A 13,215-nucleotide genomic window follows, 5' to 3' on the forward strand; every position below is an offset into this window, starting at 1 on the left:
GAGTTCCACAGATGAAAAGAGCAGCAGCCCTTATCGGCATGCTATGTTTGTCTCTCGTGCTGGCCGCCTGTGGTGGCGGTGGTTCGGGCGACGGCTCAAATAATAAACCTACCGCCAGTATCAGTTTGTTGTCCCCTGTAGACACAACTTTCTCCTTGGCTGGCGGTGATGTCACTGTTCAATTGAGCGGTACTGACAGTAGCAGCTCGCGAGATGCAAGCCTGACTTATCGTTGGGAGCTGATTGAGTGGCCTGAGCTTAGCCTGGTAGAGTTGGCCAGTGCTGAGGATGCCTACACAGAGTTTACAGCTGATCTTCCAGGCGACTATGTTGTGAGCCTGATCGTGGATGACGGTACTGAAACCAGTGAAGCATCCCGTATAACGTTGACTGCAACCAGCCCGAATCCAGTGGCAATTACTGAGCCGGTGCACAGTGTTATCCTGGGTACTCAGACCCTGGGCCTTGATGGCAGCTTGAGTACTCCGCCAACGGGTGAGACTGGAGATCTGGAATATTTATGGGCCCTGGTTGAAAAGCCTCTCGACAGTGCTGCGTACCTGACTAACAGTGACTCTAGCCAAGCTACATTGCACTTGGATATCGAAGGTGACTACAAGCTTGAATTAGTTGTTACTTATAATGGAGTTGCCAGTGAACCTGCGGAAGTTCTGGTAACAGTTTCCGCCGGTGATGCTCCACCTGTTGCCGTAACAGAAGACCAGACGATTACTCTTGGAGAAGAAGTTGTACTGGATGCGAGCGAGAGTTATGACCCTGAAGGTAACTCTCTGCAATACCGCTGGAAGTGGGCTTATAGTCCAGTGGAAACTGATGGTGTTCCGGTTCCCGAGTTAGAGGGAGAGACAACCTCTACCGTTAAATTTACTCCCATTGCGGCAGATACTTACAATTTAATTTTGTTTGTTTTTGATGGCGCAAGAAAGAGTGAGGAGCGTGAAGTTACTATCGTAGTTGAAGCCGATTCCGAAGCGGAAGTCAATGATGCTCCAATTGGTGAAATCGAAGCGACTGGTTACTACCCGTCCTACAGTATTGGTGAGCAAGAGCTGGGGCTTCGCGCTGAATTTAATTTTGTTGGCTATGACCCTGAGGGTGATGCTCTGCAAATTATTGAAGCGGAGCTAATTGAAAAACCTGAAGGTAGTGTTGCCGAACTGGTTGATATTGGTTCTTGGAAACCGCTGGGTAAGAAAATCCAAGAGCTGGATGTGGTAGGTACCTATCGCGTAAGTATGACCGTATCTGACGGAACCAACCAGATAGACCTAGAAGCCACTATGGAAGCCAAGATTGGCAAGGTAAATGGTTATCCTTCTACCCGTAGTGTCGAAGCTCAGTCCAAGTCTGTGCTCGTTGGCGATGCTTTGGTGTTTGATGCCTCCAGTAGCGACCCTAATAATGATGAAATGACCTTCCACTGGGAGCTGGTTGACCGGCCCGATGGGAGTGATGCAGTGATTGAACCGGTTACCGAACCGGAGAGTGGGGAGCTTCGCCGTGCTCAGGTAGTTACCGATGTACCGGGTTCCTATACCGCTCGCCTGATCGTCAGTGATGATCGTGGTCTATATGCCAAAACCTACTCTGAAGACGATGGTCTTGCCAAAGTTTCCAACACGGCACCAGAAATCCGTTCTGTAGTTTGGGCGCGCAACTGGGGTAGCTTATCCACTGGTGAAGATTATTACCAAATCCTGCCCTGTATGTCCCTGCTGCATCGCCCTGTGGTGGTAGATGCCGACGGTGATGAAGTATTCACTTATGAAGAGCTGATCAGCGCGCCGGAAGGTGGTGAATTTACCAGCTATCCAGATAGTGAAGATTGTGAAAATACAACTGGTACCGTATTTTCGAAAGCGGGCACCTACGTATTCCGCTACTACGCTACAGATTTGATTGATGATGCGCCGGAATACGATTTTGTTGTAGAAGTTGAGCCCATGAGCGAAGCCAAGGGTGTGCGTCTGCGTAATATCAACTCCTGGGAAGAGAGCCTTTGGCTGCCCATGCCGTACGAAAATATTCCAAGCTACGGTACCCCGTCAGATTTACGGTGGGATACATCCCCTACCGAAGATGAATACCTACAATGGTCTCTGACTGCAGTTGATGCCGATTACACCATTGAGAATGTACAGGTGAAGCATATCAATGGCGATTTGGCTAGCCTTACACCATGGTTCGAGGGTGTTGCAGAGGGACAGGTTATTAGCGAGGGAGAGTCTCTGGACTTCAAGACATGGGTACCCTCTGTTCCCTGTATGCGCACAGATGAAAAAATAGAAGGCTTCCATTTCTCATTTAATATTAAAGAAATCCCGGAGTTGACCTTCACCTACGAAACCTGGGTAGCCATAGATGATGGTATCTTTAGCGAGGGCTGGAGACAGTGTGAAGCAGGGGAGTTAAATTAATCTTTCAGAGCTTACTTCTGCAATAACACATATTATTGCTGAGGTTCTATAACATTGTGATCTCTTTGAGAAAGGGCGCCTAATAGGGCGCCCTTTTTTAATCGTAATCAAACCTTAAAAGCTATTTTGTGCCCAATCATTGACTGCTTCTAAAACGAACTGTTGGCTTTTGTCATTCTTATCACACTTGTAAACCTGAAGACGCTCACCCTCTTCGGTTGAGCTACCCGGTGCGTCTATACAGTAGGTCCAGTTCTTATCGCGATTTTGGATGACCCCACTTTCCTGGATTTGCCATTTCTCCGAATTGCCGCCGTCACAATCCCACAGGTGCATTTTATCGCCGTTATCAGCAGAGCCAGTGTTGAAGTCAACACAGTATTTATTATTACCCTTAGGGCGGAGTTGGCCTTCAGCAGTATAAACAAACTGCTGTTCATTGCTGGAGCCACAGTTATTCATATTTAGGTTTGAGCCATTGCTATAGCCCTGGGAGACGGTCATGCACAAGTCAGCATTTGAGGCAGAACGGATTCTCAAATAGCCAGGAAGACTTCTCCTTACTCCGACAAAAGGAATTGCCGTGCCAGTATAATTGGGGGTGGTTGCGACTGTATCAGGATCCATCCCGATTGCAGTGGCACCATGTGCGATTGCTGTAAATATGTAGCCATAGTCGGTATTGCTAAAATCGCCAGAACTATCCCATAGGTGCATCAGCTGTTTGGTTTCAGCGGCTGCGTTGGCTGTTATCTGGTAATGATCGCCAGCCTGGACATTGCCGCAAAATATTCTTTGCGAACTACTGCTGTCTATTGAATCAATGGAGCCGGTAAATTCTTCTGGATCTGCGGTATCTATATCAGGACATAAAAATGCGCTCATCTCGTAGGAGTCTAATGCGGATTCCATTCGATTATTGACGTTGCCTGACTGTCCTCCGGTAAAAATAACGATTACTTTTTTGCCGTTATTTAATAAGTTGCCAACGCTAGGCCATCCCGTACTTGTAAGCGTGGTACGGTAATTTTCTGAGGAAGAAATTTGTTGTAAATATGCAAGCATATCCTGGTAGCTGTACTGGAGGTCGCCCAGCTCTTGTTGGATATACTGGTCAAGCAAATAAATTTCATCTGCATACCAGGCGTTAAACCAATCTAAATTGGTTTTCATATCGATATACAGCATTATTGGCGCTTCAATAGTGTTAACGGAGAGCCAGGATTTGATATCGTCCAGACAGTGCTCCAGACGATCATCGTCTCCGTTGCTATTGCACATGTGATTACCGATGTCGTTTTGTCCATGAGCAACATAGGGTCCATGGCTGCTACCTTGCCAGGCACCGTGATCTACGACATCGATTTCCAGTGATCGAAAGCCTTTGTCGAGCCAGTCAGTCAGTGTTTCACCGTTTTCTAGCCGCTCATAGCTGTTATGGGGCTGTAAGTAATAAAGCTCATCAATACGATGCTCACTGGTGGCCGCTTCTGCTTGGTAATCGGGCCAGTGAAAAGTGTCAGCTTTACTGATGCTGGGTATAGATACCCAAAGTGATAGACATAGAGCGCCTGTAGAGACTTTGAGGAAGGACATTGGGGTTCCTGTTATCATTTTAATGATATATTTATTATTTGTTATATAAAAAGTGTGTTAATACTTTGTTACCAGAGCTCGATAATTTAAGCCTGTTAATTAACTGTTTTTTGTCAAACGGCTTGGAGTATATAGATTTTTGTTTAGATTACAGGTAATTGTTCGTGTTCGTAAGTAGGGAAGTGTTTGGAGTTTTTGCGTTGACAGTGAGGGGCTAGGAGAAGAGTACTTTGGGAAAGTACTCTAACATCTAAAGCATATGCTTGTATTTGGCGATGCTCCATCGCACACGATTTATTGCTATTTACGCCCCATTCTCTTATCTATCTGCTTTCTCTCCCAATCTTCACCAAAGAAATTAAATAAATTGAAGGTGCTAATTGCATGGGAGGCGAGCCCTATACCCCAGCCAAATGCCGCCCAGAGTGACCATAAGTATCCGGGGGCGAGTATTAAGTTGGCAATTACTAGTCCCGAGATAACTAATAAATAGGTGATTAGGTGTTGGTAAAAGCTCTTCAGCTTCTTGACATGCTTAATGACTTCTTTTTCTTTGGGGGAGATCTGGTCTTGGGAGTTCATATTGATGACCTCGGCTGATTAGCTACAGCAGTGGGGAATATTATTATTCGAGTTATTTTCAAGTTTGGATAGAGATATTAACCACAGGCAATGAAATGTGGCAAGTAGTGAAATTTTCGAGTGTATGTAGGATGCCCGATGCGACCGGGCATCCATAAAAGGGTACTACACAATACAGTCTGGTTGTTCTGAAGGGTGGGCTTTAATAAAGGCCGGCAGTTCATTGCAAGCGTCTGTGATTTTCTGGATTTTGGGGTACTGGGTCATATCCAGGCCAAAGCGTTCCGCACTGTATACTTGCGGGAGTAAGCAACACTCGAACAACCCTGGATTGTCTCCAGCGGCGAAAGGAGAGGGTCTTAATTGCTTCTCCAGTGCGGAGAAGCCCAGGTGTATCCAGTGCTGAATCCATTGAATTTTTTGCTCATCACTGACTTTGAGTTCAGCCTGAAGGTACTGCAGAACCCTGAGGTTCTGTATAGGTTGAATATCGCTGGCAATACTTTGCGCGAGCGCGCGGATATGTGCGCGGGCCTCAGGGGCTTTTGGAAGTAGCGCTGGTTCTGGATGGGTTTCATCCAGCCATTCCAAAATGGCGAGGGATTGGGTGAGACTGGTTTCGCCATCATTCAGGGTTGGCAGTAGCCCGTGTGGATTCAACGTGCGGTAGTCGTCTCCGTGCTGATCTCCCTTGAGCAGGTTTACCGGGTGATACTCGTATTCCAGGCCTTTCAAGTTGAGCCCGATACGCACTCGGTAGCTGGCGGATGAGCGAAAGTATCCGTAAAGGTCCATTCTCTTTCCTTTTCTTTGTTTTGGCGTTTGGCTGTTTGAATGTCAGCCTTCTTGGTGTTGTCTGGATGCGCTGTATTCATTTTGGCTTCCAGGAGTTTACATAATCTGTTAGCTCCACGGCATGGGCATCCGGGAGAATATCCCAGGGGGTGCGGCTGTCGATCATTACAGCAACTTCATCGGTTTCCTTGCGTGCATGCCGGGCCCCGGTAGCAAATGCCTTGGGGTGGGGGCCGTGGGTAAATCCCATGGGGTGGAGGGTAAGCATCCCCGGATGAATATTGTCGCGGCTAAAGAAGTTACCACGGTGATAGAAGATGAGTTCATCAAAGTCATCATTGTTGTGAAAGAAGGGGACTTTGAGTGCGCCCGGGTCACTCTCAATCGGGCGGGGTACAAAAGTCGCTACAACAAAACCTTGTGCGATAAAGGTGGTATGAGCTGAAGGGGGGAGGTGGTAGCGGTGGCTCATCAACGGGCGTATATCGCGCCAGTTGATGCGAACGGCCAGGTTGTCCCCAGTCCAACCACAGGCGTCCAGTGGGTTGAAGGGGTAGGTAATGGTCGACAGTTGTTGCCGGGCCTTAACCGCAACCCGCCACTTATCATCGCCCTGTTGATCGAGGAAGGCTTTATCTATACGAGGCACATCCAGCATCGCTTGGTCAAAAATCGCATTGGGGCCAAGGATCCCTTTTTCGGGGAGCTGAAAATGGCTGCCTATCGCCTCCACCATCAATAGTTCCAGTGGCTCATCCTCTGTCGGCGTCAGGCGCCATAAGGTGCCGCGGGGCAGCAGGATATAGTCTCCATCGCGAATAGAGAGATGGCCGAAATCACAGAACAAGTCGCCGCTCCCATTGTGTATAAACAGGAGTTGGTCGCCGTCAGCGTTGCGCACCAGATGATCCATAGGCTCCCGGCAGGTCCAGAGGGCGACCTGGCTATCCTGGTTTCGCAGGATCGGCTTTTGATCCCAGGGGCTTGTTCCCTTGTGCTTCATTTGCGTGGCATCAAAAGCGTGGGGACGCAGTGGACCTTCGAACTGGCTCCAGCCGGTGGGGGGATGGCGGTGATAGAAGTGGGTGCAGGGCCCAAAAAAACCCTCTTTGCCCATTTCCCTTTCAAAGCTGTTAGGTGGGAAATCTGCATGGGCTTGGCGGCTTGTATTTCCTTCCGTTCGCGGAAAGCTGATCCACTGTTTCATGGCGTGGCCTCGCTTCTGTGCGGATGGTTCGAAGGTGTGGCGAAAAATTGAGCATCTCAGCGCCACTTACACGCAAATTTCTTGCGCCATAGACCCAATTAGTTCGCAAATATGGCGCAAAAAAACCTATACTGTCCGGCCATTTTTTCGTATGGCCCGGTAACTTTTCCAGAAAGTATTTGTGCCGATAGTGGTTACAATTGAAACCAATGTTAGTTAAATTGAGTATCAGGTACAACCGGGACACCCGAGCAGGCAGGTTTGAGGGCAGCTATGACAATCGAACAAAACACGCGACCCACGGTTGTTGAGAACGACGAGCTGCGCCTCGAAAAGTTCTTACCCTACCGCCTCTCGGTACTTTCCAACCGAGTGAGTAATGCTATTGCGCAAGCTTATGGTGCGCGCTTCCACCTCACCATTCCCGCTTGGCGGGTGATGGCAATTCTGGGTCGTTTTCCCGATTTATCTGCCGCCGAGCTGGTTGAGCAGACGGCGATGGACAAGGTCGCAATCAGTCGGGCCGTCTCTTCCCTGTTAAAGAATGACTACATTACACGCAGTGAAGATCCCGGTGACCGGCGCCGGCAAGTGCTGAACCTGTCGGAGCTGGGGCGTGATATTTATGCTCGCATAGTGCCGCTGGCCCATCAGTACGAGAATGACTTGATGGCATCCCTCTCCACTGAGGAGCGGGAACAACTGGATAGCATTATTGATAAGTTAATGGTGCGCGCGAAGGAATGGTCTGAGCGCGGCCTCGTTGATGAATAAATGAGATAACTAAGAGGAGTTTTCAGATGTTTGAGCATTTAAACAGCCTTCCGCCAGATCCGATTTTGGGCCTTTTGGCCAGCTACCGCGCGGATGAAAACCCCAGCAAAATTGATCTCGGTGTGGGCGTCTACAAAGATGAGGCAGGCCATACCGCTGTCTTGCAAGCCGTCAAGGAAGCCGAAACCCGCTTATTACAGGGTGAGGAAACCAAGGCCTATATCGGCCCGGCCGGAACTCCGGGTTTCAACACCGCCATGCAGGAGCTGGTACTGGGTGCCGGGCACCCCGCGTTGGTGGGCGGTCGCGTTCGCTCAGCTCAAACTCCCGGTGGATGTGGTGCTTTAAGAGTTCTGGCGGAATTGATTAATCGCGCCAAAGCTGGGGCAACCGTGTGGGTGAGTGACCCCACTTGGGCTAACCATGTGCCGCTTCTGGGTAATGCGGGCTTGCAAATCAAGAGCTACCCCTACTACGACCGCGCTACCAGCAGTTTGCAGTTCAACAAAATGGTCGAGACCCTGAAAGATGTGGGTGAGGGCGACGTTGTTCTGTTCCACGCCTGCTGTCATAACCCCTGTGGTGCGGATCTGTCCCGTGAGCAGTGGAAAGTGTTGGCGGAAATGGCGCAAAAGCAGGGCTTCACGCCGTTTATCGATATGGCCTATCAGGGCTTTGGCGAGAGCCTGGAAGATGATGCCTACGGCCTGCGCTTGATGGCTGAATCTGTTCCAGAAATGCTGGTTGCAGCTTCCTGCTCGAAAAATTTTGGCCTCTATCGCGAACGTGTCGGCCTGGCTATGGTGATTTATGCGAATGGCGAAGCCGCCGATAAAGGCCATAGCCAGATGCTGAGCGCTATTCGTGGCAACTATTCCATGCCACCTTCCCACGGTGCTGCCATTGTAGAATCTATTCTTACTGATGCGGGACTGAAAGCGAACTGGGAAGCTGAGCTGACCGAAATGCGCGAGCGTATTAACGGTTTGCGTGCTGGATTGGTAGAAGGGCTCGCCGCAGCGGGTGCTGCCGGTGAGTTTGGCTTTATCCGCCAGCAGAAAGGGATGTTCTCATTCCTGGGTATCAATCCCGAACAGGTACAACAGCTGCAAAAGGACTATTCCATTTATATGGTGGACTCGAGTCGCATCAGTATTGCCGGCCTGAGTTCCAATAATATGGAATACTTCTGTAAGGCTGTTGCCAGCGTGCTGTAAATTCGGCACATTTGGGGGTGAGCAATATGCTCACCCTTAAGATTTATCCTTTAGAAGTAAGAGTGAAAGATGGAAGTTGAGCTAGGAGTCCCAGTGCCCGAATCCCCCACCCAAATTTGGACCCCCCAGAGCTGGCGAAACTTCACCGCACATCAACAGCCCCAATACACGTCTGCCGAAGATGTTGCCCAGGTGGCTAAACAGCTCTCTGGTCATCCGCCCCTGGTTTTTGCGGCAGAGGCTCGCGAGCTGCGCCGTCAGCTGGCTCAGGTTGCCGAGGGGAAAGCCTTCCTTTTGCAGGGCGGTGATTGTGCTGAATCTTTTGCCGATTTTAATGCAAACCGCATTCGCGATACTTTCAAGGTATTGTTGCAGATGGCTGTCGTGCTCACCTTTGCCGGTAACCTGCCGGTGGTGAAAGTTGCGAGAATGGCCGGCCAATATGCCAAACCCCGTTCAGCAAATACCGAGACGGTGAACGGAGTAGAGCTGCCCAGCTACCGTGGCGATATTATCAACGGCATTGATTTTACCGCTGAAGCGCGCATACCTGACCCTCAGCGGATGGTAACTGCTTATAACCAATCGGCAGCCACCCTGAACCTACTGCGAGCTTTCGCCCAGGGGGGATTGGCCGATCTGCATCAGGTGCACAAATGGAATCTCAGCTTCCTAAAAAATAACCCTCAGCGGGAAAAGTATGCCCAGCTGGCGGAACGCCTTCAGGAAGCTTTAGAGTTTATGGCGGTATGTGGTGTTACCTCAGAGAACTCTCCCGCAATTCGTGAGACTTCACTCTATACCTCTCATGAGGCGCTATTACTTGAATACGAGCAAGCGCTGACAAGAACCGATAGCCTTACTGGCAAATGGTATGACTGCTCCGCACATATGCTGTGGATTGGTGAACGCACTCGGCAACTGGATGGCGCTCATGTGGAGTTTCTCTCCGGTGTTTGTAACCCGATTGGGGTGAAAGTTGGTCCAAAGATGCAACCGGATGAGCTGCTGCGTTTGATCGATAAGCTCAACCCCGAGAACGATGCAGGTCGCCTTACACTGATTACCCGTATGGGCGCCGATACTTTGGGAGAAAAATTGCCTGCATTGGTGCGCGCCATTCAAGCGGAGGGGCGCTCAGTGGTATGGAGCACTGATCCCATGCATGGCAATACCGTTAAAGCGGGTAACGGCTATAAAACTCGCGATTTTGAAAAAATCCTGCGGGAAATTCGCGACTTTTTCTCGGTACACTGGGCCGAGGGAAGCCATCCCGGCGGTATCCATCTGGAAATGACCGGACAGCATGTTACTGAGTGCACCGGTGGAGCTTGGAAAATTTCTGAAGCAGACTTGGCCAGTTGCTACCGCACCCAATGTGATCCGCGACTGAATGCCGATCAGGTGTTAGAGCTGGCGTTTTGTGTTTCTGAATGGTTGCGCGCTGGTCGAATCGCTTAATTGGCTGTTCTCTTTAATTAAGAAATTCTGAATGTAAAACCTCTTATCTTGAGCCTTTGGCTCGAATTAGAGGTTTTCATTTCTCTCGACTGAAACTCCCTCTAAATCAGTATTCTATATTTGTCAGCCTGTATGTGAGGAGCTGCTCCTGTTGCAGTTAAGTCATTCAAGCTGAACATTCTCCAGGTTTTACTCCGACTGAAAATATTTAATTTTCAATTAAGGTCACCTTATTTATTAGATTAGGGGGTGGATATCCCTTAACCGACATTGTTGATAATATTTGATAGTTTGTTCTGTCAATTTTTGTAAAAGTAAATTGTAGGGTGGGGCAATGGTGCGAACTATAGAGTTTTTGTTGGGTTTATGTCTTGTTGGCCTTGGTATTTACCAGGGGATCACTGTAGAAATCGATGTTTACGCGATAATGCTAGTCGTATTTGGTATAGGTTTGATGGCACGATGGTTCGGTTCATCAAGTAGCGATGAGGACAATGGTTGGTACGATAGTGATTCTGGCAGTAGTTCGAGTGGCAGTTCTTGCAGTAGCGATGATTAGTTTCTGTTTGACAAGTTGTTCTTGGAGGCTGCTATATTTGCTGGTTGTGCGTGCGTTGACTCGCATTTATCGGGATGAGCTATTGCGCTGTTAATAACCGCCAATTAGAATTCATTCCCTGTGCAAGGGCCTTGATTTATTTGATGGGAAGCGGCTTTCCACTTTTATTTGGGAGGCTTTACCTTTGCTTTATTTATTCTATTTATAATATGAAAATTGGGGGAAGTTATGACCAATCCATATGTGGCACCAAATTCGGATGTGAATGTTGATGCTGATAATAATTCTGGACAGAAAAGTGACATTGTTCCAGAAGGAGTTAAAGGCTGGAGCTGGGGTGCCTTCTTTTTGAATTGGATTTGGGCTGCCTTCAATAAAACCTATATTGGTTTACTGGCTTTGATTCCATATATTGGCTTTATTGTTGCCATCTATTTGGGTATTAAAGGTCGTGAGCTGGCTTGGAAGAATAAGCAGTGGGAAAGTGTCGAACATTTTAATTCTGTTCAGAAAAAGTGGTCTGTTTGGGGCGTTTGCTTAATATTGATTCCGTTTGCATTAGGTATTGTACTCGCAGTCGCATTACCTGCATATATGGACTACCAGAATGCGGTAGGAGCTCAGTAGATCGGGTTCTTTATCGACAAAGGGTTTGGCTTCCTGTCATTCCCTTTCTGATTAATTCCCTGACTTTTCATTCCTCTCTCTATAACTAGTATGATTGTATTTTCAATGTAATTAATTCATGTTCAATTTCCTAGAAGAGCGCTACAAGCTTGTTGAAGAGTGTGGCGTTTAAATTTTGGTCGATTATGACAGGATAGGTTTAGAAATAAGGTGTAATCGATTTCGGTCTTTAAATCTGTATCATGTACCATTTTGTGCTGACATGAAGCTTAAGTGACTTGTCAGCAGTGCTAGCTAACCAGCTTGACGCTGGTTGTATAGGGATAAAGCAAAATGACAGATATGGTAGAGGGACATTACTCAGTCAGTCGCAGGAAGTTTTTGGCTGCAAAAATATTGGGCGTATTGTCGGCATTAGTAGCTGTGCTATGGACACTTACCCAGTATCTATTTCCTGAGCCCATGATTTATCTATACGGCATATGGCGCCCTGAGTATTTTGTAGCCTTTATGGCTATTGTGATTGTGTGCACTTCTCTATCTCTTTGTATTTGGAGCTACTTAAAAAATCGCTACCTATTTGGTGTGGTTGTGGTTTTAGCTTATTCGATCTCTTGTTTTTCATTTTTTATTCTGGGGAAGGAGTATCACAGTCCGGATTTTGTTGCGGGTCTTCCAAAAACGACTTCTGAAGGTGGTGTTGTTTACCTGCAAGGGGTCGAGATTCATCACAATAATTGTGTAAGACAGGGCGGTACAGTGCAGTGCCGTATGACCGTGACTAATCGGAGAAGTCGGCAAAAAGTAAGGCTTTCCTCCTGGCGCCTGATTATGAAAGATGGCGCTGTCTTCAAGGAGTATGAGGCATTTAGGGGTGGGCAGGAAGTGAGGGGAATGGTATATCTGGAGCTTCCCCGCGGTTCTGAGGCCGAGCTGGAAATCGTGTTTTTTGAAGTCCCTGAGAACTATACTGAAATCTTGAATCTCGGCTTTAAGGCCGGGAGTAAAGAGTTTGGATTTAAAAACATAAATGTCAGATAGTTTTTTCTAAAGATAGAAAGGTATTGGAATCGGTAGGCTTGAAGCCACAGAAATTTTCCACTTAGGTGTTGTTTGCAGTGTTATCAAGTGTGGATTTGAAACGATATATTCGTGAGTTTTGGTTGTTTGGCTTGAGGCAGGCTTATGCCTGTATTTTCGGTGGCTTCTTGCTGGGAATTATGATTGTCACCAACTATTGGTATCCACTGGAATCGATTCACCGGTATGACTTTATCTTTCTGGCTGCTATAGCCTTTCAGGTCTTTCTTCTAGCTACAAAACTGGAAACATTCAGGGAGTCAATAGTTATTGTCGTATTTCATGTCGTTGCGACCGTCATGGAGATATTTAAGACATCTGACGCTATTGGCTCATGGAGTTACCCGGAAGAGTATTTCTTTGGGATTGGTAATGTGCCACTGTTTACAGGGTTCATGTATAGCGCAGTCGGCAGTTACATTGCTCGAGTGTGGCGAATTTTTGAATTTGAATATTCTCACTATCCATCGAAATTGCTGACAGTTGTTCTGGTTGTGTTTATCTATGTCAACTTCTTTACACATCACTATATCTGGGATTTCCGCTGGGCGTTACTAGCGGGAACAGTGTTATTGTTTTATCGAACCAATATTTACTTTAAGGTCGTTGAAAAGCATCGCTCTATGCCGCTTCTTTTGGGGTGGTTGCTGGTAGCACTGTTTATTTGGTTTGCTGAAAATATTGCTACTTTTGCAAATATATGGATTTACCCTAATCAATCCCATGAATGGCAAATGGTATCTCTGGCGAAGCTCAGTTCATGGTATCTACTGATGCTGCTGAGTTTTGTACTGGTCTCACTGATTAATAACGTGAAGATCCGCTCCGAGACTGCTGGTGCTCCGAGTACGGAAAGCAGGTCGCCCGCTTAAGGCGACC

Annotated in this window: 12 protein-coding genes; 8 read left to right on the top strand and 4 right to left on the bottom strand. The window is 47.7% G+C overall.

The genetic code is table 11. From position 1 onward, the window contains the following. Positions 1-11: 11 nt before the first annotated feature. Positions 12-2,438: a PKD domain-containing protein gene (locus ACJJI8_RS14620; RefSeq protein WP_413665234.1), complete on the top strand. Its 2,427-nt coding sequence runs from the start codon at positions 12-14 to the stop codon at positions 2,436-2,438. A gap of 114 nt (positions 2,439-2,552) precedes the next feature. On the opposite strand, the gene ACJJI8_RS14625 is transcribed toward ACJJI8_RS14620, so the two are convergent. The 4 genes from ACJJI8_RS14625 to ACJJI8_RS14640 form a co-directional block, all read right to left on the bottom strand. Continuing rightward, complete coding sequence (locus tag ACJJI8_RS14625) at positions 2,553-4,034, bottom strand: ricin-type beta-trefoil lectin domain protein (RefSeq protein WP_444932788.1); 1,482 nt, start codon at positions 4,032-4,034, stop codon at positions 2,553-2,555. A gap of 300 nt (positions 4,035-4,334) precedes the next feature. Then, positions 4,335-4,616, bottom strand: coding sequence for a 2TM domain-containing protein (locus tag ACJJI8_RS14630; RefSeq protein ID WP_282933358.1), 282 nt, complete (start codon positions 4,614-4,616; stop codon positions 4,335-4,337). A gap of 165 nt (positions 4,617-4,781) precedes the next feature. Then, positions 4,782-5,411 carry a maleylacetoacetate isomerase gene (gene maiA, locus ACJJI8_RS14635; protein WP_444927426.1) on the bottom strand — a complete coding sequence of 210 codons (630 nt, stop codon included), beginning with the start codon at positions 5,409-5,411 and terminating at the stop codon, positions 4,782-4,784. A gap of 76 nt (positions 5,412-5,487) precedes the next feature. Next, entirely contained in the window at positions 5,488-6,618 is a 1,131-nt protein-coding gene (locus tag ACJJI8_RS14640; protein ID WP_444932789.1) for a homogentisate 1,2-dioxygenase, read from the bottom strand. 273 nt (positions 6,619-6,891) lie between these two features. Between ACJJI8_RS14640 and ACJJI8_RS14645 the strand changes: the two genes are divergently transcribed. From ACJJI8_RS14645 to ACJJI8_RS14675, 7 genes are all read left to right on the top strand, one after another. Then, positions 6,892-7,392: a MarR family winged helix-turn-helix transcriptional regulator gene (locus tag ACJJI8_RS14645; RefSeq protein ID WP_282933355.1), complete on the top strand. Its 501-nt coding sequence runs from the start codon at positions 6,892-6,894 to the stop codon at positions 7,390-7,392. Between the two features lie 26 nt (positions 7,393-7,418). Beyond that, positions 7,419-8,609, top strand: a complete 1,191-nt coding sequence (locus tag ACJJI8_RS14650) for an amino acid aminotransferase (protein WP_444932790.1) — start codon at positions 7,419-7,421, stop codon at positions 8,607-8,609. Positions 8,610-8,678: 69 nt separating this feature from the next. Then, positions 8,679-10,070, top strand: coding sequence for a class II 3-deoxy-7-phosphoheptulonate synthase (locus ACJJI8_RS14655; protein ID WP_444896762.1), 1,392 nt, complete (start codon positions 8,679-8,681; stop codon positions 10,068-10,070). A gap of 334 nt (positions 10,071-10,404) precedes the next feature. Continuing rightward, on the top strand, positions 10,405-10,629 hold the full coding sequence (locus ACJJI8_RS14660; protein WP_444932791.1) for a hypothetical protein: 225 nt from the start codon (positions 10,405-10,407) through the stop codon (positions 10,627-10,629). A gap of 228 nt (positions 10,630-10,857) precedes the next feature. Beyond that, positions 10,858-11,256 carry a hypothetical protein gene (locus tag ACJJI8_RS14665; RefSeq protein ID WP_444932792.1) on the top strand — a complete coding sequence of 133 codons (399 nt, stop codon included), beginning with the start codon at positions 10,858-10,860 and terminating at the stop codon, positions 11,254-11,256. Positions 11,257-11,589: 333 nt separating this feature from the next. Beyond that, entirely contained in the window at positions 11,590-12,297 is a 708-nt protein-coding gene (locus ACJJI8_RS14670; RefSeq protein WP_444932793.1) for a hypothetical protein, read from the top strand. A gap of 95 nt (positions 12,298-12,392) precedes the next feature. Beyond that, entirely contained in the window at positions 12,393-13,208 is an 816-nt protein-coding gene (locus ACJJI8_RS14675) for a DUF817 domain-containing protein (protein WP_413665245.1), read from the top strand. Positions 13,209-13,215 lie beyond the last annotated feature (7 nt).

It is taken from the genome of Microbulbifer maximicatervae (SeqCode), from assembly GCF_052467695.1.

Excerpts from the sequence above, each read along its gene's own strand:
- ACJJI8_RS14620 (WP_413665234.1), top strand. The coding sequence starts at position 12 with ATGAAAAGAGCAGCAGCCCTTATCGGCATGCTATGTTTGTCTCTCGTG.
- ACJJI8_RS14625 (WP_444932788.1), bottom strand. The coding sequence starts at position 4,034 with ATGTCCTTCCTCAAAGTCTCTACAGGCGCTCTATGTCTATCACTTTGG.
- ACJJI8_RS14630 (WP_282933358.1), bottom strand. The coding sequence starts at position 4,616 with ATGAACTCCCAAGACCAGATCTCCCCCAAAGAAAAAGAAGTCATTAAG.
- maiA (WP_444927426.1), bottom strand. The coding sequence starts at position 5,411 with ATGGACCTTTACGGATACTTTCGCTCATCCGCCAGCTACCGAGTGCGT.
- ACJJI8_RS14640 (WP_444932789.1), bottom strand. The coding sequence starts at position 6,618 with ATGAAACAGTGGATCAGCTTTCCGCGAACGGAAGGAAATACAAGCCGC.
- ACJJI8_RS14645 (WP_282933355.1), top strand. The coding sequence starts at position 6,892 with ATGACAATCGAACAAAACACGCGACCCACGGTTGTTGAGAACGACGAG.
- ACJJI8_RS14650 (WP_444932790.1), top strand. The coding sequence starts at position 7,419 with ATGTTTGAGCATTTAAACAGCCTTCCGCCAGATCCGATTTTGGGCCTT.
- ACJJI8_RS14655 (WP_444896762.1), top strand. The coding sequence starts at position 8,679 with ATGGAAGTTGAGCTAGGAGTCCCAGTGCCCGAATCCCCCACCCAAATT.
- ACJJI8_RS14660 (WP_444932791.1), top strand. The coding sequence starts at position 10,405 with ATGGTGCGAACTATAGAGTTTTTGTTGGGTTTATGTCTTGTTGGCCTT.
- ACJJI8_RS14665 (WP_444932792.1), top strand. The coding sequence starts at position 10,858 with ATGACCAATCCATATGTGGCACCAAATTCGGATGTGAATGTTGATGCT.
- ACJJI8_RS14670 (WP_444932793.1), top strand. The coding sequence starts at position 11,590 with ATGACAGATATGGTAGAGGGACATTACTCAGTCAGTCGCAGGAAGTTT.